We start from the raw sequence: 25,440 nt of genomic DNA, 5'->3' as shown, positions 1-25,440 counted from the left end.
GGGTCAGTCGTCGTCATCGGGGAACAGCTCGATCTTGCCGTGACGCTCGGACACCGGGCCGGTGGAGTCGGATCTGTGGAACACCCGGGTGCCCTGCATCGTGCGCAGCATGTCCTCCTCGACGGAGTAGTGGTCGTTGTCCGGGGCCTGCGGGTCGGTCAGATGCGCGGTCTTCGACGGTTCGGCCGGGGCCTGTGTCCTGCGGGTGGCACGCAGGGGGTCTGGTTCTTCCCAGATGTCCCATATCGAGGCGGAGTCGTCGTGGATCTTCTGCTGCGGCGCGGAACCCGCGGCCGGGGGGTGGGAGCCGAACTGGGAACTGTAGCTGTCTCGCGCGTCGCGGAACTCCTGCTTCGCCGCGAGGTTGAGGATCCTCTCGTAGTTGCCGGGCTTCTGCATCAGCTTGACCGCCACCGGCAAGCACTCGATGAGCAGGAACAGCAGGAACAGCAGGAGGTGGGTCGATCTGAGGGTGGTGTCCTCGCCCGACACCTCGTTGAGGGCCTGCAGCCGGATCAGCAACCCGTCGGTGGTCCTGTTCTCCGCGTCGAACGCGTTCTGCAGGTCGCTCTGGCGCCGCACCGCCGCGTCGAGCAACTCCTGGGTCTTGGGCAGCGCCTGCGTCGCCTGGGCGAGGCGCTCCTTCTTGCTGCTCGCGTCCGTGGCGGTGAGCTCGGACTTGCGCTCCTCGATCTGCCGGTTGAGCAGGTCGACCCGGCTCTTGGCCTTCTCGTAGTTGCTCTTGCTGGCCTGGGCCAGGGGGCCGTTGCCCTTGCGCGGGCACGTCTTCCCGCCGTAGAGCTGGCACTGCCACTCGTCGTAGAGCTTCCTGGTCTGCACCTGCTGGGCGTCGCGGTCGGCGGTCAGTGACACGACCTTCGGGTCCTTGGCGGGATCCAGCGGGACGTCGCCCTCGGAGGTGATCACGTTCTGCAGGGCCGTCGTCTCCTTGCGGAGGCGGGTGACCTCCTGGGCGACGCTGCCGGTGTTCTGCCGCGTGGAGAACTCGTTGGCGCGCTGCTGCTTGATCTGGACGATCTGCGCGTCGATCTCGGACTTGAAGATCTGCAGCACCAGCGGGGTCGAGATGACGAGGCCGAGCAGCACGGCCATGAGGATCCGGGGCAGGGCCACCCGCCAGCGCCGCGGCCCGTCGGCCTGCATGGTGCTGACCAGCCAGCGGTCGAGGCTCATGATGGCCAGACCCCAGACGAGGCTGGCCGGGATGGCGAGGAAGAGGGAGACGCCGAGCGCGGAGTTCAGGGCGAACGTCATCGACACGACCGCCAGCACGCTGGTGGTGAGCACCGCCCCGCCGATGCCCTCGAATTTCCCCTGCTCGGTAGGGCAGAGTTTCAAGATCTCTGGACGCGCGCCGGACAGGGTAATCAGAAGTGTCCTCATCTATTCCCCTTCCGAATGGCGACCGGGCTCGCGGTTATGAACTTAGATCATGGGCTGGGAGCGTCGCCATGACTTGGACACTATTATAATTCTGTAAGGTGTGATTCCTTATACCGCAGGGAAATCAAGTCCGTGGGAAGCGCCGGAAGTGATCTTTGGTGGGGGCGGCGCGACGCTGACAAAGGACAGAAAGACAATTACACCGCGGGTGTTCGGAACTCGCCGAGAGGATTCCGGGGCGGGCGGGGCCGCCGCGCCGACAGTAGTCCACGCCTTTCCTTAGACGCGTTACGGAGGCTTCCAGGTGCCCGATCCGGGTGAGGATCTGCTCCGCAAGGCCCTCGCCGGGGCGGTCGCGGGTCTCGACGAGTCCAGGCGGCTGACCGTGGTGGAGGTGGCCGCCGACGGCATCACCACTTTCGACCTGCGCCGCGACGAGCTGGGCAGGCCGCGCTGCAGGTTCGATCCGGTGGTTCCGTGGACCTCCCTGGCGGCCGGTCGCGGGTGGGACGGCGCCGGGCACGACCTCACGCGGCAGGACCCCACCGAGGAGGCCGTCATCCGCGCCGCGGGAGTCCCCTCCCATGCCGCGCTGATCCTCGTGTGCTCCTTCCCCGACAGCCCCCTGGCCGGCCAGGCGCTGGCCTGGCTGCACGCCGCGTTCCCGGAGGCGGCGGCCTTCGTCCAGGCGGACGTGCGGGTCGACGCGCTGCTTCGCGACGTCGTCGTGAACGACCCGCTGGACCGCCCGTACGAGCTGGTCGTGCTGAAGCGGAGCGTCGCGACGGGCCGGTTCGAGCTCGCCGCCCACCAGCTGTTCACGATCGGGGCTCGGGCCGGCGAGGTCGCCAGGGTCACCGCGCGCTGCGAGGCGGGTGACGAGCGGGGCACCGCCTTCGCCGTGGTGGCCTGGGGCCGGAGGCCGCTGCTGCTGTCGCTCCAGTCGGCGAGGCTCGTCCCGGGCCACTACGACTTCACGGTCGAGCTGGAGAGGCCGGGCAGGGTTCGTCTCACCGGCCTGCCCGGCCTGGTGAGAGACGATCGCAGCTGGGCCGACCTGGTCGCCGCGGTGCCGCGCGGGCTCGACACCCGGACCGACTCGCAGCACCTGATCTGCGCGGTCGAGATCAGCGGGGCCCCGGGTGACGTCGCGAAGCGCCTGGAGCGCCTCCACCAGATGGTCGCGACGATGTCCGCGGGTGCCCCCGGCCTTCTTGAGGTGTCACTGGTCACCTACGGCGCGCACTCCTACGACCGGAGGGTCCCCGAGGGGGAGGTGGAGGTCGTGGACTGGCTGGTCTCTCCCGGACACGCGCTGGCCTCGCTGACCGGCCTGGAGGGGCGCCCCCCGGCGCCGGAGGGCCACCCGCACGGCGCGCAGCTGGAGGACATGCTGGCCGCGGTGGTCGGCCGGCTCACCGTCGGCGGGGCCGAGCGGACGGTGCTGCTCACGGTCGGCGACCGGTCGCCGCATCCGGCCAGGGTGGACGGGACGATCCTGCCCTGCCCGCACCGGTACGACTGGCGCATGCTGCTGGGCCGGCTCGAACAGTATCCGGGCATGGCGTTCGGAGCGATCTGCGACCGGGACGTCGGGGAGGCCGACCCCGTCTGGTCCCGTCTGGGCGCGACGGCGTTGACCTGGCTGGACGCCCTGGACATCCGTGAGTTCGGCGCCGAGCTCGGCCTGTCGGCGTCCCAAGACCGATCGATCCCCTTCCCCCTCATCGAGGTGCCATGACGAACATGTGGAGCGGGCAGCGTACGGCTCCCGACAGTGGATCCGGACTTCCGCAGCCCAACATCACGATGTGGGGCGCTCCAGGCAGTGGTAAGACCACCTTTCTCGCCGCGCTCAACATCGCCCTGCTCCGCCAGGAGGGCAACTGGCGCGTCGTGGGCGCGAACGGGCAGTCCACCAGCTTCCTGACGGAGAAGACCACGGCGCTGTCGCGGGACAAGGTGTTCCCCGAGGGGACGCAGGGGCTGGACAACTACAACTGGTTCCTGGTCGGGCACGAGCGGCGGCGTGCCCGCTGGTTTCGCAGAGCGAGGGCGGCCCGTGCCCTCAAGATCGGCATCAACCTGCTCGACCCGCCCGGCGGGGCCTTCGGCAACAACCGGGGGGTCGCCCAGCAGGACCTGCTCCGCAACCTGGTGCACAGCAGGGGCGTCGTCTTCCTCTTCGATCCCATCAGGGAGAACGAGGACGGTGACGCGTTCGAGTACTTCTACGGGGCGCTGGCCCAGCTCGCCGAGCAGGTGATCGCCGGGTCCGAGGTGACGGACGGCACGCTGCCGCACTACCTCGCGGTCTGCATCACCAAGTTCGACGACTTCAAGGTGCTGGAGACGGCGAGGCGGCTGAGGCTGCTGACGATCGACCCCGAGGATCCCTTCGGGTTTCCCCGGGTGGCCAACGAGGACGCGAAAGAGCTGTTCCAGCATCTCTGCAGGGTGTCGGCGAGCGGGAACGCCGATATGGTGCTGAATGCTATTGGGCGATTTTTCCGTGAAGACCGAATTAGGTACTTTGTCACCTCATCAATCGGTTTTTACGTCGGCCCCAAGAGCAGGACTTTCGACATGGACGACTATCAGAACCTTGTTCCGACGGTGTCCAAGCCGGCGGACGGTCAACCGTCCTCCGACACCAGGCGCAACACCGAGATTCTGATACGCGGCGAAGTGCGGCCGATCAATGTGATGGAGCCGATGCTCTGGCTCGGGCAGCGGATTTCCGCGCCGTAGCCCCGATCAGGAGGACTGGCCGATGAGCACGGTGCAGCTGCCGTTCGAGTGGGCGGTGGGAGGAAAGCTCCCAGGCAGCGGTGACGACTACAGGATTCTCGCCTGCAGCCAGGGGCTGCTCAGCCGCGACGACTTCGAGGAGATCAGAACGGTCTACACGATCGGCACCCCGGAGACGCTGCCCCAGGTCATGATCGCGTGGGTGGGCAGCGGCGACGACGCGCACCTGGTCCTGGCCATCCAGACCTGGTCGGACGAGGAGGACAGGCGGCACCGAAAGATCGCCCGCACCCGCTACTTCTGCGTGCCGTACGCCCGGATCGCCCAGTCTCCCCGCCCGGTGTCCTACGAAGACCTCTATCACGCGCTCAAGGGGTGCCCGCTGCCCATGGACGGGCAGCTCGTCGTCCACGTTCCCATGCTCGACTCCGGTGCGGTGGCGGCGAAGGTGAACGGGATGGCCATGAATACGGCCGCGCTGCTCATGACCGGTCAGCACGTCTGCGTCCTGGGAGGCGAGGCCGTTCCGATGGTCGAGCGCCTGCGGTTCCTCGACACGGTGGCCGCGCTGCTCCCCTACGGCATGCGCGCGAGGCTGGCGGTGTCCACCTGGGCCAGCAGCACCGCGGAGCACAAGATCAGGCTCGCGTTCACCCAGCACGTCCCGGCCAGGACGTATCCGATCACCTGGGGGCAGCCGGCGGAGATCCCCGCCCACGAGGAGGACGCGTACCGCTACCTCGCCCTGCTGGGACGTCACGATCCGGACGCCAAGCTGGTCGACTGGCTCGCCGCGCGCACCGAACCGCTCACGTTCGGCAGGAACGGCAAGTCCCGCGCGCTGGACCTGCTCCGCGGGTTCAACCCTTCGTCGGTGCCGGCACTCATGCCCCCGCCCACGTCCGCGCGGCCGCTCGCCCAGGAGTCGCTGGAGGGGCTGCTGACCGAGTGCGCCGACGTCCTCGAACGCGGGGGGACGGCCGAGATCAGGGACGTTCTCGGCAGGCTGGACGCCATCGTCACGAGCCGCGGGCAGCTGATCTCGGATGACGAGCGGGCCCGCTACCAGAAGATCATCAGGGACCGGCGGCTGCTGTTGCCGAAAGATGGCCTGCCCGAGGAGCTGGAGACCCTTCTGCACGAGGTGGTCCGGATGGCCGGACACGGTGTGGCGGCCACGCCCGCGCAGCCGGGCCAGACCACCCGGGAAGTGGTCCAGCCGGCCAGGGTGTCGGCGACGGCGATCGTCCGCCACCCCCCTCCCGATCCGGTCGCCTCCATGAAAGCGGCCTACCAGCGGGGACGGGAGGAGCTGGAGGCGACGCTCAGGCCGCTGCAGACCAGGGAGCTGGTCGCGATGGCCGCGCGGCGGCCCCCCGACATGCGGGTGGTGCAGATCGTCCGTGACGAGCTCGTCAGGCGGGGCGGCGGCCGCGACGAGGATCCGGAGATCGCCGAGGCCCTGCGCGAGTACGGCTATCTCACCGACGTGATCGGCGCACTTCATCCGGCCGGTGACCGGGCCCAGTTCGACGTGCTCCGCGATCTGTTGCGGGCGGCCTACGGGCCGGAACTCCACCCCAAGGAGTTCGAGGAGGTCTTCCTCTCCTCGGGCGGGCGGTCGGGGGTGCTGGCCGCCGCCGCGGTGACGCTGTTCGGCGTGGGCGCGGGGGAGGCCGTGAAGAAGTCCGTCATCAATCTCGTGCGCGGCTCGGGGCTCGATCACGAGATCGTCGAGAGGGTTGAGAGGCTGCTGCTCGAATCCGAGTCCGGCGTGAGCCACCTGACCTCCGCCGAGCCGTCGGGGAGGAGGTGGTTCGGGGGTAGGCACCGGAACCGCCGGGACAGACCTCTCATACCTCCCCTGACCATGTACTTCTTGACGATCATATTTGTCATCATCGCGCTGGTGGAGTTCTTCCTGCTGCTCGCCCTGAAGCCCTGAGCGGGAGGCCGGCCATGCTGATAGAAGCCGAGTGGGCACTGTGGGGCGTACCCCCGGGAAGCAAGGACGCGCACGATGTCCTGTCCTGCAGCCGAGGACGGATCGGCCGCTCGGGTTTCTCCGCGCTCGTCGACCGGTACGCCAGGGTGACCCCCAGGAAACTTCCGCAGGTGACGATCGCCAGGGCGGGCGCAGACGAGGGCGCGCACCTCTTCCTCGCCGTCCAGAAGTGGTCCGGCGCGTTCGACGGGCTGGGGCGCGGGATAGCGGTCACCCACTGCTTCTGCGTGCCCTACGCGCAGGCCGTCTTCGGCCCCGTCTCCTACGAGGGGCTGTACCAGGCGCTGGACGGTCAGGCGGTGCCGTCCGACGGTGGCCCGCTCGTCGTCGCCCCACCGGAGCTGGACGCCGACGCCGTCGCCGAGGCCGTCGGTCAGACCGCGATGGGCGCGGCGGCCCTCCTGCTCACCGGCGAACGGGTCTGCGTCGTCGAAGGCGGCGGAGCGTCGCTGCTCGACCGGCTCCGGTTCCTGGACACGGTGGCCGCGCTGCTCCCGTACGGCTTCAGGACCAAGCTGATCGCCTCGACGTGGGCTCCGTCCGCGGCCGAGCACCGCAGCAGGCTGTTCTTCGCCGAGCACCCGTCGGAGAACGCGTTCAACATCGTCTGGAGGCGGGAGGTGAGCGTTCCCGAGAGCCACGACGTCGCCCACCGCTATTACAAGCTGCTGACGGACAGGAAGAAGAACGGGCTCGCGGAGCTGATCGCGCGGTTCTCCCGCGAGACCGAGCAGCGGAAGTTCTCCGCGGAGACCCTGGCGGCCGTCCTCCCGGCCGCCGAGTCCGCAGCGGAGCCCTCCCCCACGTCGATCGACGACCTGCTGATCGCCTGTGCCGACAGCATCGAGGACGGGCGGGCGGGCCTGCTCCCCGGGCATCTGGCCCGGCTCGACACGCTGCGGGGTTCGGCCGCGGTGAACGGCAGTGTGCGCCGCCGGCGCAACATCGTCAGTGACCGCCGCCTCCTGACCCCGAGCGCGGCCCTGGTCCCGGCGGTTCAGGAGCATCTCTACGATCTGGTGCTGAGCGTGGCCTACGGGCCCGAGCTCACCGTCGACGGGCTCGACCAGATCCTCAAGGACGTGAATCCGATCTCCGCGCGACTGCTGGCCGCGCTGGCCCGGATGCCGGCGGCCGACTCGACCGTCACGTTGAGGCTCGCCGGCCGTCTCGACCCGCACCAGTCCGCGACGGCCCTCACGCTGCTGTCCGTCGAGGAACTGGTCGCCGCGGGGGAGCGGGAGCCGGTCGACCCGCCCGTCGTGCGGCTCGTGTGCTCGGAGCTCGCGGCCCGCTGGGCCGATCCCGGCCGGCGGACCGGTATCGGCGCGGCCCTGCGAGGTCGCGGGCGGCTCATGGCCGCGGTCGAGCGGCTCGACGAGGCCGACGCGGACGGTCAGTTCGAGAAGTACCTCGTCCTGCTGGTGATCGACTACGGCCCGTCCCTCGACCCGGAGAAGGTACGGGAGGCCTTCACCTCTCATGCCGAGGTGTTGTCGGTGCCGCTGCTCGCCGCGCTTGCGCTGCTGTGCGACGTCCCCGCCCGCCGGTTGCTCCCGCAACTCGTCTTCCACGAGCTTCTCGGCCAGGGAGGCATCACTTCAAAGACCTTCGAGAAGTTCCAGACCGAGCACGACACCCCGGAGCCCCACCCGTCGCGGGCGCGCGCCACCCGGCCGCAGGAGTCCGGCACCGACCCCTCACTCCTGAGCCGCCTCGGGTTCACGTACCGCAAACGCGTCTAGGGCGGGCAGGCTGGGGCGAGCGGGCCCGTCTCAGGACCGCGCCAGCCAGAGGAACGGCTCCAGCACGTTGATCGGACGCACCTCGCCGCGTATCCGGATCTCGTCGCCGGATTGCGCGGAGCGGGCCGACCGGCCGCCCGCGGGCCTCGCCGGGATGAGGTTCTGGTAGTCCTCCATGTCGAAGAGCCCGCTCTCGGGGTTGACGTAGAAGCCGATCGACGAGGTCACGAAGTATCTGGTCCGGTCCTCGTGGAAGAAACGGGAGACGGCGTTCGGCACGATGTCCGTGTCCTCGCCGGGCGATATCCGGCACAGCTGCTGGAACAGCTCCTTCGCGTCCTCGCCGACCACCCGGGGAAGCCCGTGGGGATCCTCGGGGTCGACGCTCAGCAACCTCAGTTGTCTCGCCGTCTCCAGGACCCTGAAGTCGTCGAACTTGGTGACGCAGACCGCGAGGCGTTGCGGCAGGCGGCCGGCCGCGTCGAGGTCCCGGCCGAGCTGTGGCAGCGTGCTCAGGAAGAAGCCGTAGGTGTCGTCCCCCTCCGGCTCACGGAGGGGGTCGAAGAGATAGACCAGGTCATCGCAGGCGGCCAGCCATCGCGTCATGTCCTCGTGCGGCCCGCCGGAGGTGTCCATGACACCGAGATGGAGACGGACGCCGGTCTCGCGGCGGCCCAACCCCAAGAAACCCCGGGACGGCCGGCTCGCCCAGATCGTCAACTCCGTGTCGTCCAGGACGGTGCCCGGCGGGGGGAACCCGCGTTCCTGTACGAGTGCGCCGGTGAGCGCGACGAGCTGATCGGCCGCCGCACGGTTGGCACCCAGCAGCGACAGGCCGGAGTCCTGGCGCAGGATCGCCACGTTGAGCGCGGCGAGAAAGGTCGCCTTACCGCTGCCCACGGGACCCAGCAGCCCGATGCGTCGCACGCGCTGGCCGGGTTCGGGCGCCGGACCGTGCTCGGCCGTGATCCTGCGCGTGGTGGCCGGCCTCCTGGCGGGGGCGACGTGCTGGATGGCCATCGCGTCCACGAGGGAGGCCGGGTCGGCCCGCTGGAGTTCCACGGAATGGTCGGCGCCGAGCCGTCGCAGGTGCGGGGACGCCCGATCCGGCGCGTCGTCGATGACGGTCATGAGACGCACCCCGCGCTCGGCGAGCCGCCTGGTCAGACTCTGGTGGTCGTAGCGGTGCGGGCACGGGAGCGCCGTCCCTCGGCTGGCCCTGGCCGGATGGGGCGGCTGCCTCGCCAGCACCAGCAGGACGACGGGATGGCCCGGATCGCCGGAGGGGAGACGGCGGTCGATGTAGTGCAGGGCGTCTTCCAGCGGGGCCGCCCCCGGGAACCTTTCCGACGTCGACTTCAGATTCGCCAGTGACGCCAGGGCGTTCTCCGCGGGCTCCAGCCAGGAGCCGGTGACCACGGGCCGGTGCCCGTCGCCTCCGCGGCTGAAGTCGTGGTAGGTGTAGCCGACGATCGCCACGTTCACCTCGCCGGGGTATCTGGCCGCCAGCTGTTCGATCGTGGCCGCCGCCAGCTGTCGGCGCCGCAGGACGGCTTCGCTCCTGCCGGACATCTCGATGGCGAGGATCACGTCTGCCCGCTCCCGCCGGGGGACGGCGTCTCGTGCGGCCTGATCGTCCAGCGGGCCGTCCGGCGGCCCGGCGTCGTGATCCGGCGGGACCGTGGCGCGCGCCGGGGCCGGGCGGTCCTCCCGGTCCAGTACGTCGGGTCTCCTTTCGCGACCCGCGCGCAGCCGTCCGGGAAGCAGCGCGTCCACCTCTCGCATCGTGATCGCCACGCCGCTTCCCGGCCCGTCGGCCCACAGGATCATTCCGATGACGGCCCCGTAGCCCGGGGACCACACCGCGGCGCCGCTGAGGCCGGGATCCAGCCGATGGCCGGGGTCGGTGGTCAGCGTGACGTTCCCGTGGGCGGGAGCGGGGTCCATGACCCCCTTGACGACCACGCTCCGGCCCTCGCGATCGGGCAGCCCCGCCGCCGACCACCGCCGTCCGACCAGGTCGTCCACCTCGTCCAGCCGTACGGGCGCCGCGGCCACCTCGGGCGGGGGAGGCTCCCGGAGAACCAGGATCGCCAGGTCGCCCCGGGATATCTCCAGCCTCGCCTCCGTCCTCGGGGCCACCGAGGCGCCGTACCGGTTCGCCCTGGGGAAGGTGACCCACAGCCGGCCCGTGGGCGGGCTGCCGGCCAGCAGGACGTGGACGCAGGTCAGCACCCGGCCGTCGTCGATGAGCACCCCGGTACCCACCGGCGCCGGGTCGTCTTCCAGGTAGATCGCGGCGACCCAGGTCCCCTCCTCGCCCGGCCGCCTCCCCTGCCGGGGTTCCCCGGGCACGCTCCGGGGATCGGGGTGGTGATCCTCCTCTTCGAGCGCGAGCGTGGTGACGCGCACGGGCAGGATGTCGATCCTGACGGTGGCGCCCCGCTGGGTGCTGAGGCTGAGCCGGAGCTCGTCATCCCCGGCCTCCCCCCGCGCGGTCACGACGAACCGGGCGGGTCCGTACGTGCCGCCGAACCGGTGCAGGATCACCGAGATGTCGTCCACCGACTCGACGGCGATTCGCTCCCCGCCGTCGAGCATGCAGCTGAAGGCGAACTCCTCCTCCCGGTAGGGCCACTCGTCGCCGGGCCGCGCGAGCCTGAGATCCACCGTGACCAGGTACTCCTGGCCCACCGTCATGGTCCGGGGCCAGCTGACCAGCGGTTCCAGCTGGACGGTGGGCGGGCTCACCGGATCTCCTCACGCGGCCTCAGGGTGGTCTTCGGGTTCCCGAAGTACGCGTACATGAAGGCGTAGAAGAACGGGAGCAGCCGCGCGCCGGCCTCATTGTCGTCCTCACGGGGGACGCCCACGACCGGTGCCGCGGCTCTTCTCCGATAGTCGCGCAGGGCCACGGCCACGGGGATGTCGGGGTTGTCGGTGAGCGTTTCGAGCAGGGCCTTCGCCAGGTCGTACCCGTGCTCCCGGCCGACCTCTCCCATGGTCCCGATGAACCCGGAGGCCCCCGCGTCGAGGAAGACCTTGGCGAAGCTGCGCAGCGTGGTGTTGTCGAGGTCGGGATCGACCCTTTCCCTGGCGGAGTGGCAGGCGTTGAGGAAGACGAGCCCGCCGGCCTGCTCCAGACGGAGCAGGTCGTGCGCGTGGATCTCGCGGAGACTGATCCCGTGCTCCGAGCCGCGAGGACCCTCGATGAGTCTCATGTCGGCCTTGGAACGCGGGGTGTCGGTCTTCTCGTACTCCCCGTGGCAGGCCACATAGACCAGTGAGACGGGATCGCCCTCCGTGTCCAGGACGTTCACCAGGGTCTTGAGGGGGACATCCCTGGTGGTCGTCCGGAACCGGTCCAGCAGGGCACGGTCGCCCGCCATGTCGGGAGCGACATAGGTGAGGATCTCGCCGGTGCATCTGGTCACCACCGTGGTCGGCGTTCCCACCGAGCGGGCGATCGGGAACAGCGCGCCCAGCCACGCCTCGGCCAGGCCCTTGTCGCGGTGTCGCAGGAGTTCCCAGGGGAGGCCGTAGCCCGTGACATCCTCGATGATCATATGGACGTCGTCGCCGTGCGCCCGGCGGATCTCGGAGAGAAAGCCCTTGAGGCCCTCGCTGGCGTCCTTGGACCAGGTTCTGAGGCGTATCAACGTCTTGGTGGGGGATTCCCCGTCGTCGCCGCGGTGGATGAGGTCTCCCAGGGTGAGCCTGGAAGGTCTCACCTGTTGCGGCTGCCGCTGGTAGGCGAGCGCGATGCCGCAGCAGCAGACTCCCTGAAGGCCATAGCTCTCCCTGCCGGCGTCGCTGTCCTTCCACACCTTCAGGATCGCGGTCCCCGGGGGCAGACCGGCGTTGAGTTCGACGGGGGTCGGGGGAAGGGGGGGTGGTTCGGCGGCTTCCGCGCCGGCGGAGCCGACCGGCGGAATCCCCGCCCTCTCCGCCCCGGCACCTCCCTGCGGGACTCCCCGTCCTCGCGCGTTCTCGGCGGCACGCGGGTTGAAGGGACGCCCGCCGCCGAGCAGTGCCCTGCGCAGCCTGTTCGGCAGGCCGGTCACCTGGGCTCACCACCCTGCTGAAGCCGGGCGCCGCAGGCCTCGGCCAGCGCGCGGGTCAGGGCCGCGCCCGGCCGGGGTCCTGGATCGAGGACCACGGCGTGGATTCGTTTCATCCTGCTCAGCTCCCGTGCCATCGCCAGCGCGTCCGCCACTCCCTCGCTGCCGACGCGGTCGGGCAGCTCGCCCGTCGCGCTCGCGCGCAACGGGACGTTGCCGCGTCCGTCGGTGACGATGACGAGCAGCACGTCGTCGGCCGGAACCCTCCCCACGTGGAGTCGGTGGCGCAGCGTCTCGACGGCCAGGTCGAGGCCGTGCGCGAGTGGGGTACAGCGGCCCACCGGCCGTTCCAGGGCTCGTACGACCCGGGGGTCGAGCAGGCTGGACGCGCTGAACCGCTGGGCGCGGAGTTCGTTGGCGACATCCGCCGCGCCGACCTCTATCACGGAGACACCGGCCCTGCCGGTGTAGGCCCACTGCAGGTAGGGGGCGAGGGCGTCGAGCCAGTTCCAGCCGGTCCGGCACGTGTGGTCGAGGACGAGGACGAGGAGCCTGGCCGGGGCGGCGCCGCGGCGATGAACCCTCAGGTCCGGCGGGATCAGGTGCAGGGGGTGCGGTGGACGGGAGTGGTGGTCCTCGCACCGCCGTGCCTGCATGGGGGCGGCGCCGAGGATGGTGGCGACGAGGGCCAGGTCGCCGAAGGCGCCCGGCCGCGACCCGATGGACCTGCCGTGGCTCGGCCGCGACGAGGAGTGCCGCGTGGTCGGCGAGCGAAGCGACCCCGGTTCTCGTTCGGGTTCGGTGTCGTCCTCGGGGTAGGGGTCGCCGGGGTCGGCGGGAGAGACGGGTCCCGGAGCGAGCGGCTGGGCGGAGGCCGGGGCCGCGACGCCGAACCCGTCCGCCCCCGCCGGGAGGGGGGGTTCCTCCCCGCCGGGCCGCCCCGCCACCTGGCCCCCTTCGAGGTCATGCCGCCCGTAGGCGACGCCGTCGCCGGCGTCGTGCCCCCGGTCGCGCGGTGCGGGGAGGCGCAGGAGGGACGCCGCCTGCCCGACGTCGGCGCTCGTGGTCCGCGTACGGCCGTCGAGGGTCGCCAGCGCCCGGCTGATCCTGGCGAGGGCGAGGTCACGGCGCGCACCGGCGGTGCCTGCCGGGACACGGTCGAGAACCTCTCGGGCGACCTCGTCGGGCACGGTCGCCGGCCGGCCCCGGGCCAGCGCGCGACGCCACCTCTCCGCCGGTGGTTCCAGGTCCGCGTGCAGCCCGGAGGCGTTGACGCGCAGGGGGAAGCGGTCGAGCAGATGGGGTGGGATCCGGCCGACGTCGGCGCGGGCGCAGGTGGCCACCCACCGGCTTCGCGGAGCCCAGGTCACGCTCAGTCCCTCGCGCTCCAGGTGGGCCACGTCGGCGTCCAGCAGGGTGATCGCGGCCCGCTGCCCGGTGAGCGAGAGCCTCGCGAGATCGGAGACGAGGACGGTGAGGGGAGGAGCGCCGCGTTTGTCGACGAGGGGTCCCGGCGAGACGCCGAGCGTGGGCCTGGAGGCCAGGCCGGTCCACGCGTTGTTCGCGACGGTCGACGCTCCCAGCACGTACGGGTGGGGGTTTCCGAGCAGCGAGCCGAGCCAGTGCCCGACGCCGAGGAGCAGAGCGGGCTCCAGGTCGAACAGGAGCACCCCGCGGAGCCGTGGGTCGAGCGCGGCGCACGCCAGGGCGTACCTCACTCGCGATGCGGTCGGCATGGCCATGGTCACCCCGAGATGATCTCGTTCAGCTGGTCCCGCTCCTTGGTGGTCCACTTGATCGACTCTCCGTACACCGCCTCGGGAAGGCGGTGCGCCAGAGCGAACTCGGCCACCGCGCCGACGTCGTCGGAGGTGACGACCCTGTGCCCGTTCAGTGCCGCCTGCGCCCTGGCGGCCAGTGCCATCACCTTCTCGCCGCGGTGCCCGGCCACCTCGAACCTCGCCGCGATCCGGGAGCAGAGGCCGAGGATCTCGTCCGGCGTCCTCACCTCGCCCACCCTCGCCCTGGCCTGTTCAAGACGCTTGCGTATCTCCCGATCCCGCGCGGCCCCCTGCTCCAGCCACGAGGAGGCCGGCTTGGTGATCTCCTCCTCGAACCGCAGGACCGTGCGGAGGATCTCGTGCCGCTGCTCGACCGCAGTCTCGGCGCTGACCGGCACCAGCAGGCCGAACCGGTCGAGAAGCTGCGGGCGCAACCACCCCTCCTCGGGGTTCATGGTGCCGACGAGTGTGAACTTGACGGCGATCGCCGGCCGGTCGAGCCCTTCGCGATGGACCACGAGCACATTGGTCGAGGTGACGTCCAGGATGATGTTGACCAGGTGGTCGTCGAGGAGGTTGACCTCGTCGATGTAGAGGAGGCCCTGCTTGTCGGCGGCCTCCAGCAGACCCGCCTGCCACTCGGTCCTGCCCGTCATCAGCGCGTCGATGCTCCAGCCGCCCAGCACGCGGTCCTCGGTGGCGTTGATGGGCAACGTGATCGGGAGCCCGCCGTAGGCCATGAGGCTGAAGGACCGCACCGTGGTCGACTTGGCCGTGCCGCGCTCGCCGCTGACGAGCACGCCGCCGATGCCCGGCGCGATGAAGGCCAGCTCCAGGCACCGGCGCAGATCCGTCTGCCCGACGACGTGGCTGTAGGGCAGAATCCGTACCTCGGTCATGGAGTCGGTTTCCTCCAGCGCAGCGTCACCAGGATCTGCGCCCCTGAGCTCAACTCCACGATCTTCGCGCCGACCTTGCCGTCGACCTTCACGGCGAGTTGCATCTCGAACTCGTCGGGACGTGCCTTCTCCGCCATGGCCTCGATCTGGTCCCTCACCTCGTAGGCGCAGGTCGTCACCATCTGGATCGCCTCGCTGAACAGGTGACGGCTGATCACCAGCGGCTTTTCCAGTGGTCCCCGGGTGTCGCCGTCGTAGATCGAGGAGTGGTCATTCGTCGCTAATTCGTCGAGCTCGATTTGGATGGCCCCATGACCGGACGCACTCGGGACCGCCACCACAACCATGAAACCTCACCGAAGATTGATGTTCTTCTCTGTACCGCGTGGCAGGTCACCGATTCTGCCGTAGATACCGGCGCGCGTCACCATATCCGGTGATGTGCTCTTTGGAATGCGACGTGGTGGATTCTGCTGCCGACGGGTCTCGAATGAAACATCTCGCATTCGGCGGGGCGGGGCGGGTGTCCTGCGTCGTCGTGGGTCGTGAAAGGTCTCGGGCCGCCCGAGAGGCTTTCATGATCCGTTCATTGGGGGAGAGGTCCGAGGTCCTGCCAGTGTTCCGGGATCCTCGCCCGGGTGGGCGGGCTCCGCGCGAGGGCGGGCTCACGGAGATCTATAAGGGCATTTAGGGGAAATAGTACGAAATATCATCCTAACTCTGGTTGGTGTCCGAGGGGCCCGTGGAACGGCCGCCCCTCGCCCCTCTGCCGTCCCTCCGGGTTCCGCCGGCGGATAACCGGAAAGCCCGTCCCGGCTCCGCCGATGCGCGACCGGAAAGCCCGGGTGGACTCCGTCGGCGCGTGACGGGAAAGCCCGTCCCCGATCTGTCGGTGTGTGACGGGAAAGCCCGTCCCGGCTCTGCCGGTGCGTGATTGGAAAGCTCGTCCCGGCTCCGCCGATGCGCGACCGGAAAGCCCGGGTGGACTCCGTCGGTGTGTGACGGGAAAGCCCGTCCCAGCTCTGCCGGTGCGTGATGGGAAAGCCCGCCCCGTCCGGAGCGGTCTTTCTTTGGAATCCTGTTCTTTCGCGTCAGGATCTGTCATTCATTTCCTGACTCGCGGGACCGGTGGGCTCCACGGGCGACCGCGGGGATTCCCCCGTTCACGACGATCCCGGCGCCCACGCCCCATTCGAAACCGGCTCGCGCGGGCCCTCGTTCGCCGAGGCCGACAGTCATGGAGACGTGGCCGGAGCCGCCGGTCCACTTCCCGGTCCGGCCGCGGGGAGGAGTCGCGCGGTGGCGGGCTTCCGGGTCTCGGCTCGGGAGATCATCCGCGAGCGGGTGGCCGGGGGTTCGCGGCCTCGGCCACCGCCCGGCGGGCCTGCCGGGCGGTGGCAAGTTAGTGATCATGAAGAGAGCGCTCCCTGCCAAAGGGTGGTTGCGTTCGCGTTTCCTGTCAATGACGGGGCGCCGCGGAACCGGCGATCGGCCGGACGGGAGAGGGAAAGCGCTTCCTCGGGGAGCCCCCGGTTTGGCCAGCTCAAAGGCGCTTGTCACGGTGCAATATGGCCGTGGGGGAGCGCTCCCTGGAACGCACCGGTGTTCGCTCGGAGTGTGCGGGCTGTTTCCGTCAGGTTAAGCAGCCTCTTGACAAGGATTGTCGAGCAAGAGCAATCTCGGGTTGGGAGAGCGCTCCCTCGGTATTTCCCCGGTGTCCCCCGCCAGAGACTCCGACCCCCCGCCCAGAGACCCTGACCACCGGTCCACCCCCCCACAGAGACCTGGAGTTTTCGCCCATGGCCTCGCTCCGCCGATGGTTACCACCCCTCACCGCTCTCCTCACCCTGACCGCTCTCCTGTACCCGCTCCCGGCCACCGCCGCGGCCCCGGCCACCGCCTCCGCTTCGGCGCGTGTCGCCGCCCCGCCCGTCGACCCCACCAAGTTCCAGCAGGTCACGCTGGCCAAGGGTGTCGCCGAGGTGGGAGAGCCCATGACGATGGCGGTGCTGCCCGACCGCTCCGTCCTGCACACCGCCCGCGACGGCACGGTCCGGATCACCGACGCCGCCGGAAACACCAAGGTGTCGGGCAAGCTCTCCGTCTACTTCAACGACGAGGAGGGCATGCAGGGCGTCGGCGTCGACCCCGGCTTCGCCACCAACCGGTTCGTCTACCTCTACTACGCGCCGCCGCTGTCCACGCCGCCGTACGGTTCCCCGCCCGACGGGACCGCGGCGGACTTCGCGCGTTTCGACGGCGTCAACCGCCTCTCGCGCTTCAGGCTGAACACCGACGGCACGCTCGACCTCACGAGCGAGAAGAGCGTCCTGGAGGTCAGGGCCAGCCGCGGCGCCTGCTGCCACGTCGGCGGTGACATCGACTTCGACGCCGCGGGCAACCTCTACCTGACCACCGGCGACGACACCGAGCCCGGGTTCAACGACGGCTACGCCCCGCTGGACGACAGGCCGAACCGCAACCCCGCGCTCGACGCGCAGCGCGGCGCCGCCAACACCAACGACCTGCGCGGCAAGGTGCTCCGCATCAAGGTCAACGCCGACGGGTCGTACTCGATCCCGGCCGGGAACATGTTCGCCCCGGGCACCGCGAACACCCGCCCGGAGATATACGCGATGGGCTTCCGCAACCCGTTCCGCATGAGCGTCGACAAGGCCACCGGCGTCGTCTACCTCGGCGACTACGGTCCCGACGCCGGCACCGCCGGTCCGCGCGGGCCCGGCGGGCAGGTCGAGTTCAACCGGATCACCGAGCCGGGCTTCTTCGGCTGGCCGTACTGCACCGGCAACAACACCCCGGCCGAGACCTACGCCCGCTACGACTACGCCACCTCGACGATCGGCGCGAAGTACGACTGCGCGGGCGGTCCCGAGAACACCTCGCGCAAGAACACCGGTCTGGTCAAGCTGCCCGCGGCCAAGGCCGCCTGGATCACCTACGACGGCTGCACCCTGCTGCCGGAGTTCGGCTGCGGCGCCGAGTCGCCGATGGGCGGCGTCGTCTACCGCTACTCCGCGGCGCTGAACTCGCCGGTCAAGTTCCCGCAGTCGCTCGACGGGCACTTCCTCGCCGGTGAGCTCCAGCGTCAGTGGATCAAGGACATCGAGGTCAACGCCAACGGCACCCGGGGCACCATCCAGCCCTTCCCCTGGTCGGGCAAGCTGGTGATGGACATGGCGTTCGGCCCCGACGGCGCCCTCTACGTGCTCGACTACGGCACCGGCTGGTTCAACGGCAACCAGGACTCGGCGCTGTACCGCATCGAGCACATCGGGGCCGGCGGGCGGGCGCCCATCGCCCAGGCCACCTCCGACAAGGTCTCCGGGAAGGCGCCGCTGACCGTGGCGTTCTCCTCCGCGGGCAGCTCCGACCCGGACGGCGACGCGCTCACCTACTCCTGGGCGTTCGGTGACGGCGGCACCTCCACGGCGGCCAACCCCACCCACACCTACACCACCGACGGCAGGCGGATCGTCACGCTGACCGTGCGGGACGGCACCGGCAACACCGCGACGGCCAACATCGAGATCAACGTCGGTAACACCGCGCCCGTCGTGAAGATCGATCTCCCGCTCAACGGGCAGGTGTTCGGCTTCAACGACGCCGTGCCGTACCGGATCACCGTCACCGACGCGGAGGACACGACGATCGACTGCGCGAAGGTGAAGATGACCTACATCCTCGGTCACGACACCCACGGGCACCCGATGACCACCGCCAACGGCTGTTCGGGCACGATCCAGACGCCCGGCAACGGTGAGCACGACGGGGCCGCCAACCTGTTCGGGGTCTGGGACGCCGAGTACACCGACGCGGGCGGGCTCACCACCCACACCCAGCACGTCACCCAGCCGAGAAACCGGCAGGCCGAGCACTACACCACCTCCCAGGGCGTCACCGTCTACGACAAGCCGACCGCGCACGGCGCGAAGACGGTGGGCAGCATCGAGAACGGTGACTGGATCTCCTTCGACCCCTACGTCCTGAGCGGCGCCACCAGGCTCACCGCCCGGGTCTCCTCCGCCGGGGCCGGCGGGACGATCCAGGTCAGGGCGGGTTCGGCGACCGGGACCCTGCTGGGCACCGCCACCGTGGCACCGACCGGCGGGTGGGAGACGTTCGTCGACGTCTCCGCCACCCTGACGAACGCCCCGGCCGGGACCACCAAGCTCTTCCTGGTCTTCGCCGGAGGGGCGGGCCCGCTCTTCGACGTTGACGACTTCACCCTCACCACCGGGACGGGCCCGCCGCCCACCGGCACGCTGCTGTCGGCGGGCCGCCCGGTCACCGCGTCCTCGACGGAGAACGCCGCCTCCGCGGGGTCCTACGCGGTGGACGGCAACCTCGGCACGCGCTGGTCGTCCGCGTTCTCCGATCCGCAGTGGATCTCGGTGGACCTGGGTTCGGCCAGGCAGGTGAACCGGGTGAGGCTGCAGTGGGAGGCTGCGTACGGTACGGCGTACCGGATCGAGACCTCGACCAATGGCACTACCTGGACGCAGGTGCACGCCACGACCGCCGGTGACGGCGGCGTGGACGACGTGACCTTCACCGCGACCAGTGCTCGATACGTGCGGGTGTACGGCACCCAGCGCGCGACCGCGTACGGCTACTCCCTATGGGAAATGGAGGTCTACGGTGCGTAATGTCATCGCGGTTGTCACCGCGTTGTTCGTCGTCATGATTGGTCTGGGTGCTCCGGCCTTGGCAGCTGATCCGGCGTACAAGGTCCTGGTCTTCTCCAAGACGGCCGGGTTCCGGCACGACGCCATCCCCGCCGGCATCACCGCGCTGCGCGGGCTGGCGACCGAGAACGGCTTCACCGTCGACGCCACCGAGGACGCCGGCGCCTTCACCACGGCCAACCTCGCCCAGTACCAGGCGGTCGTCTTCCTGCTGACCACCGGCGACGTGCTCAACGCCACGCAGCAGACCGCGTTCCAGTCGTACATCGCGGGCGGCGGCGGATACGTGGGCGTCCACGCCGCGGCCGACACCGAGTACGACTGGCCCTGGTACGGCGGCCTCGTCGGCGCCTACTTCGCCTCCCACCCCGCCATCCAGCAGGTGACCGTACGGGTGGAGGACCGCACGCACCCCTCGACGGCCCACCTCCCGGCGGCCTGGGTGCGCACCGACGAGCTTTACAACTATCGCACCAACCCCCGCTCCACCGCCCACGTGCTCGCCACGCTGGACGAGTCGACCTACTCCGGCGGGTCGATGGGAGCCGACCACCCGATCTCCTGGTGCAAGGCGTACCAGGGCGGCCGGTCCTGGTACACCGGCCTCGGTCACACCATCGCGTCCTACACCGAGTCGAACTTCCGGGCGCACCTGTACGGCGGGCTCCGCTACGCGGCCGGGGTCGTCGCGGGCAACTGCGGGACCACCCCGAACCCGACGCCCACCCCGACGCCCACTCCCACGCCGGGCCCGGGTGTCGTGCTGCTGTCGTCCGGGCGTCCGGTCACGACCTCCTCCACGGAGAACGGAGGGTTCGTCGGGGCCAACGCGGTGGACGGCAACGGCGGCACGCGCTGGTCGTCGGCGTTCTCGGACCCGCAGTGGATCTCGGTGGACCTGGGTTCGGCCAAGCTGGTCAGCCGGGTGAGGCTGCAGTGGGAGGCCGCGTACGGCAGGGCGTACCGGATCGAGACCTCGGCCAACGGCACTACCTGGACGCAGGCGCACGCCACGGCCGCCGGTGACGGCGGGGTGGACGACGTGACCTTCACCGCGACCAGTGCTCGATACGTGCGGGTGTACGGCACCCAGCGCGCGACCCCGTACGGCTACTCCCTGTGGGAGCTGGAGGTCTACGGCAGATAGGCCATCGGGGCCGCGACAAGGGCCCCGAAGGTTCCGCGGTTCTCAGTGACGAGAATCCCAGGCCGGTGCGCCGGCCTGGGATTCTTGGCGTCTCCGGGGGGTTGTCGCCGGGTCGCGGCCACGGGGGCCGGTGCGCCGCCGCGGAACGGCCTGGGCGCGGGTGCTCGGGGCAGGTACGTCGCGGTTGTGCCCGTGACCGGCGGCTACGGCGTGCGGGCGGTGGTCAGCAGGATCAGGCGGTAGGCGGAGAGGATCTCGTTGACCGGCTGGAAGTAGGTGGTGCCGCCCAGGCTGCAGTCGCCGGAGCCACCGGAGGTGACGCCCTGGGCCTGGTCGATGGAGATGAAGGAGCCGCCGGAGTCGCCGGGTTCGCCGCAGACGTTGGTGCGGGTCAGCCCGAAGACGGTGCCCTGGGGGTAGGTGACGCTGGCGTCGCGCTGCTGGACGAGGCCGCAGCGCCAGCCGGTGGTGGAGCCGGACCGGCAGACCGAGGCCCCCTCGATGGCGACCCGGGCGCCGACGACGGGTACGGCGCCGGCGGCTCCGGTGCCGCCGTTGCTCACCGTCGGCGTGAGCGTCCACCTGGGATTCACCGCGATCCAGGCGTGGTCGCCGCCGGGGAAGGCCGATCCCTGGAAGACGCCCTGAGGGGTCAGGTCGGCGCCACTGGTGGCGGCACCCCGCTCGCCGCAGTGACCGGCGGTGACGAATCCCCTCCGGGCTCCCCTGGTCACGGCGAAACCGACCGAGCAGCGGTTCGCGGCGCCGATGTAGTAGGCGTCGCCGCCTCGCACGTCGCCGAGGAGTCGCGGGGGCTCGGAGGAGGGCACCACGCTCACCGAGGCCTTGTCCACCCCGACGGCGTCGATGATCGTTTCGGCCTGTTTGGGTGCCGCGGACAGCACCACGACGATGTTGTTCCGCACGTCGATGTAGCGCACGTTTCCCGCGCGCGGGCGGGCGGGCAGCGCCTGATCGAGCTTCTGCTTGATCGGAGTGAGCTGCGCCAGCGATCGGACGACGACCTCGGGACGGGCGCCCGCGGCGAGGATCGAGGGGATGTCCGCGGCGCTGGTGGTGGCCACCACGAGGGTCTGCGCGATGGTTCCCGACAGCCAGGAACCGGCGAAGCGGTTCCCGAGCTCACCGCGGAGCCTGGCCTCGATCGGTGCCAGACGGACCTCGTTGAGCAGGCGGGCCTCGGCCTGCTCCTGGCTGAGCCCGAGGTCACGCCGAAGTGCCTGGATCATGCCCGGCGGCGGTGGCTGCGAGCCGGGCGGAGTCGCCGGGGTGTCCGACGGCCGGCGGTCGGCGACAGCCGGGTGGGCCGTCAGGCTGAGTACGGTGATCATTGGAACGCATGCCGCGGTAACGGCACGTCGACGGAACATGGGCCTCTCCCCGAGCTTGTCCTGCACACCACGAGGGGGGAGCGCCTCATGCCGCGGGTCGGTTGTGCGATATGGGCGCCATCACCTTAGTCCAGCCATTGCCGCTCAAGGCCGTAAAGCCGCACACCACGCGGTCGCTCGACCGGCCCGGCACGTCGGTGACGCGCTGTACGGACGACGGGTCGCTCGCGCCCTGCAGCCCCTCCTGGTTCCGGCAGGCCCGGGGCTCGCGCTGACCACATGCGGTCAGCGCGAAATGCTGGCGAGGATTGACGTTGACTCAGATCCGTCTATCCCCCAGATTTCGGGCATTCCTGTCTCTCGGGGGATGTACGGAGGTTGCAATGAAACGTGCGAGATTAGCCATTCTCGCAATCGCGGTCCTGCTCTTGGGCTTGATCGTGAGCACACCCGCGGCGGCGGTACCCGATCCACCCGCCGGTGACGACGGAGTACGCGTCTACGTCGGCGAGCTCACCCCGCAGCAGCTGGACGCGCTGCTGAAGTCGGGCGTCGACCGCGAGGAACTGCGGTTCACCAAGTCCGCGGACGGCAAGAAGGTCACCGTCGAGGCGATCCTCGGCGCGGCCCAGGCGGAGCAGCTCCGCAAGGTGGGACTCGGTCTGAAGGTCCAGCGGTCCGCGGCGGCCAGCAGGCAGGCGGCCAAGGGGGACGGCGTCTTCAAGCCGTACGGCGGCGCGGGAGGCATCCGCGAGCAGATCGTCAACGCGGCGAACGCCAAGCCGAACATCGCCAAGGTCGTCGACCTCGGCACCACGGTCAAGGGGCAGCCGCTCACCGCGATCAAGGTGACCAAGAACGCGCGGCAGCTCAGGGACGGGGCGCGCAAGGCCGTGCTCTACATGTCCGCCCAGCACGCCCGTGAGTGGATCACCCCGGAGATGAACCGGAGGCTCCTGCTCCACTATCTGAACGGCTACGGCACCAACCCCGAGATCACCCAGCTGGTCGACAACGTCGAGCTCTGGTTCATCCCGGTGTCCAACCCCGACGGCTACGACCACAGCTTCACCGGCGACAACCGCCTCTGGCGCAAGAACCTCCGCGACAACAACGGCGACGGCCAGCTCACCAGCGCCGACGGCGTCGACCTGAACCGTAACTTCGACTACAAGTGGGGCTACGACAACGAGGGCTCCTCCGACAACCCGGCCAGCCAGACCTACCGGGGCCCGAAGGCGCAGTCCGAGCCGGAGACCATGGCCGTCGACACCCTCGCCAAGAAGGTCGACTTCACCTACATCCTCAACTACCACTCGGCCGCCCAGCTGCTGCTGTACGGCGTCGGCTGGCAGCAGGCCACCCCCTCTCCCGACGACCTCATCTTCGAGGCGCTGCTCGGCGACGACGCGACGCCCGCCGTGCCCGGCTACGACCCCGACATCGGCGCCGAGCTCTACACGACCAACGGCGAGACCGACGGTCACATGACCAACAAGCGCGGCGCACTGACGATCACGCCGGAGATGACCACCTGCGAGGTGGCGGTCGAGAGCGTGCCGGACGACGAGTGGACGCTCGCCGACTGCGCGGGCGGCTCGGGCTTCACCTTCCCCGACAGCGAGGCCCTGATCCAGGCGGAGTTCGCCAAGAACGTCCCGCTCGCGGTCGACCTCGCCAAGTCCGTGAAGAACCCCGACAGCCCGGTCTCCCCGGTGAACCGCACGGTTCCCGACTTCCGGCCCGACAGCTTCACCGTCTCGTACGGCGACCCGCAGCCGGTGGCCGTGACCATGCGACGCTCCCTGTCGGCCAAGCAACTGCGCTTCCGGATCAACGGCGGCCCCGTGCGCGTGCGCGACCTCAAGGAGTGGGACGGCGGCGAGCGGTACGGCGACGAGAACGACCTGTACTTCGCCGAGTACCGCTCCAAGGTCGAGGGCGCCAAACCGGGGGACAGGGTCGAGGTCTGGTTCACCGGCCACAAACCCGGCACCGGGACCGTGGAGAGCCAGCGCTTCACGTACAAGCTGGAGAAGAAGTCCAACGCCAAGGTGCTCGTCGTGGCGAACGAGGACTACACCGGCTTCAACCCCGACTACCCGGCGTCGGTGACCGCGCCGAAGTACGCCGCGCAGTACAGGCAGGCGCTGCAGACCGCCGGATACTCCTCGGAGACGTGGGACGTCGACGCCCAGGGCGTGCCGCACCACCTCGGGGTGCTCAGCCACTTCAAGGCGGTGGCCTGGTACCTCGGTGACGACCGGCTCGCGATGGACGCCCAGGACGTGGAGACCGACACCCCGTTCGGCCCGCTTCCCGACATGGACGTCAAGCGGCAGCAGCAGGACCTGACCATCTCCGTCCGCGACTACCTCAACGAGGGAGGCAAACTGCTCTACACCGGGGAGACCGCCGGATACTACGGTTTCTTCGGCACCAGCCTCGGCGGCATCTACTACGGCCTGGACGGCGCACCGGACTCCGACTGCGTCATCACCAGCCAGGACGGCTTCTTCGAGGAGTGCCTCATCCTCGCCGACGACTTCGCCCAGTACTACCTCGGCGTCTACGGCCGCAACCCGCGCGTCGGGCCGACCGGGTTCACCGGCAGCGGTTCCGCGATGAACGGCACGAGCGGCACCTTCGGCGGCCAGGCGCTCGCCGACAACCCGCTGGACGAGGCGGGCACCCTGCAAGTGACCAGCGACACGCTGCCACCCGCGCAGTTCCCGCAGTTCAGGAGCGAGGCCTCGGCCGACTACATCGGGGCGACCGGTCCGTTCGACCCGGCCGAGGGCGACTGGTACGTGGCGGGCCCGCACACCGACGACGCGTACAAGAGGCTGACGCGCACGATCGACCTGGCGGCCGTCCCCGCCGCGCAGCAGCCCAAGCTGCAGTTCCAGCTCTCGTACAACACCGAGCAGAGCTATGACAACGTCATCGTCGAGGCGCACACGGTCGGCCAGGACAACTGGACGACCCTGCCCGACCTCAACGGCGGCACCGCGACCGACGTCCCGGCCGAGTGCGAGGTCGGCTTCCTGCTGGACGAGCACCCGTGGCTGCTGCGCTACCTGACGCCGGGCAACCCCTGCACGCCGACCGGGACCACCGGTGCCTGGAACGCCTTCACCGGCGACTCCGACGGCTGGCAGCAGGTGGCCTTCGACCTGTCCGCGTACGCGGGCCAGCAGGTCGAGGTGTCGATCAGCTACGTGACCGACCCCGGTACCGGCGGCGTCGGCGCGTTCGTGGACGACACCAGGATCACCACCACCGGTGGCCAGCTCGCCGCCGAGGGCTTCGAGTCCGGTCTCGGCGCCTGGGCGATCCCCGGACCGCCCCCGGGCAGCCCGGCGGGCGCCGGTGACTTCGCCAGGGCCCAGGCCGACAAGACGGCGGCCGTCTCGACGAAGGACTCCGTGTTCCTCGGCTTCGGCCTGGAGCAGGTGGCCAACCCGGCCGAGCGCGCCGCCACCATCAAGAAGATCATGAAGTACCTGGTCGGGTAACCGGGTCGTCCCACCGGTAATCGGATCGTGAGGCCGGGCGTCACGCACGTGGCGCCCGGCCTCCGCGCGTC

General features: G+C 70.0%; 14 protein-coding genes. 7 read left to right on the top strand and 7 right to left on the bottom strand.

What is annotated here, in order from left to right:
- Positions 1–3 precede the first annotated feature (3 nt).
- A complete protein-coding gene (locus OG587_RS44800; RefSeq protein ID WP_329085009.1) occupies positions 4–1,404 on the bottom strand; it encodes a DUF4407 domain-containing protein in 1,401 nt (466 codons plus the stop codon).
- 304 nt (positions 1,405–1,708) lie between these two features.
- On the opposite strand from OG587_RS44800, the gene OG587_RS44795 reads away from it, so the two are divergent.
- Genes OG587_RS44795 through OG587_RS44780 form a run of 4 tightly spaced genes read left to right on the top strand, consistent with a single transcriptional unit; the run spans position 1,709 to position 7,905 of the window.
- Positions 1,709–3,145, top strand: coding sequence for a hypothetical protein (locus OG587_RS44795; protein WP_329085008.1), 1,437 nt, complete (start codon positions 1,709–1,711; stop codon positions 3,143–3,145).
- A complete protein-coding gene (locus OG587_RS44790; RefSeq protein WP_329085006.1) occupies positions 3,142–4,155 on the top strand; it encodes a hypothetical protein in 1,014 nt (337 codons plus the stop codon). The genes OG587_RS44795 and OG587_RS44790 overlap by 4 nt, the downstream gene beginning before the upstream one ends.
- A gap of 22 nt (positions 4,156–4,177) precedes the next feature.
- Positions 4,178–6,100, top strand: coding sequence for a hypothetical protein (locus tag OG587_RS44785; RefSeq protein WP_329085004.1), 1,923 nt, complete (start codon positions 4,178–4,180; stop codon positions 6,098–6,100).
- Positions 6,101–6,114: 14 nt separating this feature from the next.
- Complete coding sequence (locus OG587_RS44780; RefSeq protein ID WP_329085003.1) at positions 6,115–7,905, top strand: hypothetical protein; 1,791 nt, start codon at positions 6,115–6,117, stop codon at positions 7,903–7,905.
- A 30-nt stretch (positions 7,906–7,935) separates the two neighbouring features.
- On the opposite strand, the gene OG587_RS44775 is transcribed toward OG587_RS44780, so the two are convergent.
- The 5 genes from OG587_RS44775 to OG587_RS44755 are packed head-to-tail and all read right to left on the bottom strand — an operon-like array spanning position 7,936 to position 14,984.
- Complete coding sequence (locus OG587_RS44775; protein ID WP_329085001.1) at positions 7,936–10,656, bottom strand: S1 family peptidase; 2,721 nt, start codon at positions 10,654–10,656, stop codon at positions 7,936–7,938.
- A complete protein-coding gene (locus tag OG587_RS44770) occupies positions 10,653–11,969 on the bottom strand; it encodes a CHAT domain-containing protein (protein WP_329084999.1) in 1,317 nt (438 codons plus the stop codon). The genes OG587_RS44775 and OG587_RS44770 overlap by 4 nt, the downstream gene beginning before the upstream one ends.
- Positions 11,966–13,714: a hypothetical protein gene (locus tag OG587_RS44765; RefSeq protein ID WP_329084998.1), complete on the bottom strand. Its 1,749-nt coding sequence runs from the start codon at positions 13,712–13,714 to the stop codon at positions 11,966–11,968. The genes OG587_RS44770 and OG587_RS44765 overlap by 4 nt, the downstream gene beginning before the upstream one ends.
- Positions 13,711–14,646 carry an AAA family ATPase gene (locus tag OG587_RS44760; RefSeq protein ID WP_329084996.1) on the bottom strand — a complete coding sequence of 312 codons (936 nt, stop codon included), beginning with the start codon at positions 14,644–14,646 and terminating at the stop codon, positions 13,711–13,713. Before OG587_RS44760 ends, OG587_RS44765 begins: the two co-directional genes overlap by 4 nt.
- On the bottom strand, positions 14,643–14,984 hold the full coding sequence (locus OG587_RS44755) for a CU044_2847 family protein (protein ID WP_329084995.1): 342 nt from the start codon (positions 14,982–14,984) through the stop codon (positions 14,643–14,645). The genes OG587_RS44760 and OG587_RS44755 overlap by 4 nt, the downstream gene beginning before the upstream one ends.
- A gap of 1,461 nt (positions 14,985–16,445) precedes the next feature.
- Between OG587_RS44755 and OG587_RS44750 the strand changes: the two genes are divergently transcribed.
- Complete coding sequence (locus tag OG587_RS44750; protein ID WP_329084993.1) at positions 16,446–19,313, top strand: PQQ-dependent sugar dehydrogenase; 2,868 nt, start codon at positions 16,446–16,448, stop codon at positions 19,311–19,313.
- Positions 19,306–20,499 carry a ThuA domain-containing protein gene (locus OG587_RS44745; protein ID WP_329084991.1) on the top strand — a complete coding sequence of 398 codons (1,194 nt, stop codon included), beginning with the start codon at positions 19,306–19,308 and terminating at the stop codon, positions 20,497–20,499. The genes OG587_RS44750 and OG587_RS44745 overlap by 8 nt, the downstream gene beginning before the upstream one ends.
- Before the next feature lie 203 nt (positions 20,500–20,702).
- On the opposite strand, the gene OG587_RS44740 is transcribed toward OG587_RS44745, so the two are convergent.
- The gene (locus OG587_RS44740) at positions 20,703–21,851 is read right to left on the bottom strand and encodes a S1 family peptidase (RefSeq protein ID WP_329084990.1); all 1,149 of its coding nucleotides are present in this window, start codon (positions 21,849–21,851) and stop codon (positions 20,703–20,705) included.
- Between the two features lie 440 nt (positions 21,852–22,291).
- Here OG587_RS44740 and OG587_RS44735 point away from each other — a divergent pair, with 440 nt between their 5' ends.
- On the top strand, positions 22,292–25,369 hold the full coding sequence (locus tag OG587_RS44735; protein ID WP_329084989.1) for a M14 family metallopeptidase: 3,078 nt from the start codon (positions 22,292–22,294) through the stop codon (positions 25,367–25,369).
- The last annotated feature ends 71 nt before the right edge of the window (positions 25,370–25,440 follow it).

The sequence above is a fragment of the Streptosporangium sp. NBC_01469 genome, from assembly GCF_036227305.1.
Taxonomy (GTDB): domain Bacteria; phylum Actinomycetota; class Actinomycetes; order Streptosporangiales; family Streptosporangiaceae; genus Streptosporangium.
Note: the sequence above shows the minus strand (reverse complement) of the source record. Positions and strands in the feature narration are given on the sequence as shown.

Bases quoted from the DNA above. Each gene is read 5' to 3' on its own strand.
- OG587_RS44800 (WP_329085009.1), bottom strand. From the start codon at position 1,404: ATGAGGACACTTCTGATTACCCTGTCCGGCGCGCGTCCAGAGATCTTG.
- OG587_RS44750 (WP_329084993.1), top strand. From the start codon at position 16,446: ATGGCCTCGCTCCGCCGATGGTTACCACCCCTCACCGCTCTCCTCACC.
- OG587_RS44760 (WP_329084996.1), bottom strand. From the start codon at position 14,646: ATGACCGAGGTACGGATTCTGCCCTACAGCCACGTCGTCGGGCAGACG.
- OG587_RS44780 (WP_329085003.1), top strand. From the start codon at position 6,115: ATGCTGATAGAAGCCGAGTGGGCACTGTGGGGCGTACCCCCGGGAAGC.
- OG587_RS44740 (WP_329084990.1), bottom strand. From the start codon at position 21,851: ATGATCACCGTACTCAGCCTGACGGCCCACCCGGCTGTCGCCGACCGC.
- OG587_RS44785 (WP_329085004.1), top strand. From the start codon at position 4,178: ATGAGCACGGTGCAGCTGCCGTTCGAGTGGGCGGTGGGAGGAAAGCTC.
- OG587_RS44790 (WP_329085006.1), top strand. From the start codon at position 3,142: ATGACGAACATGTGGAGCGGGCAGCGTACGGCTCCCGACAGTGGATCC.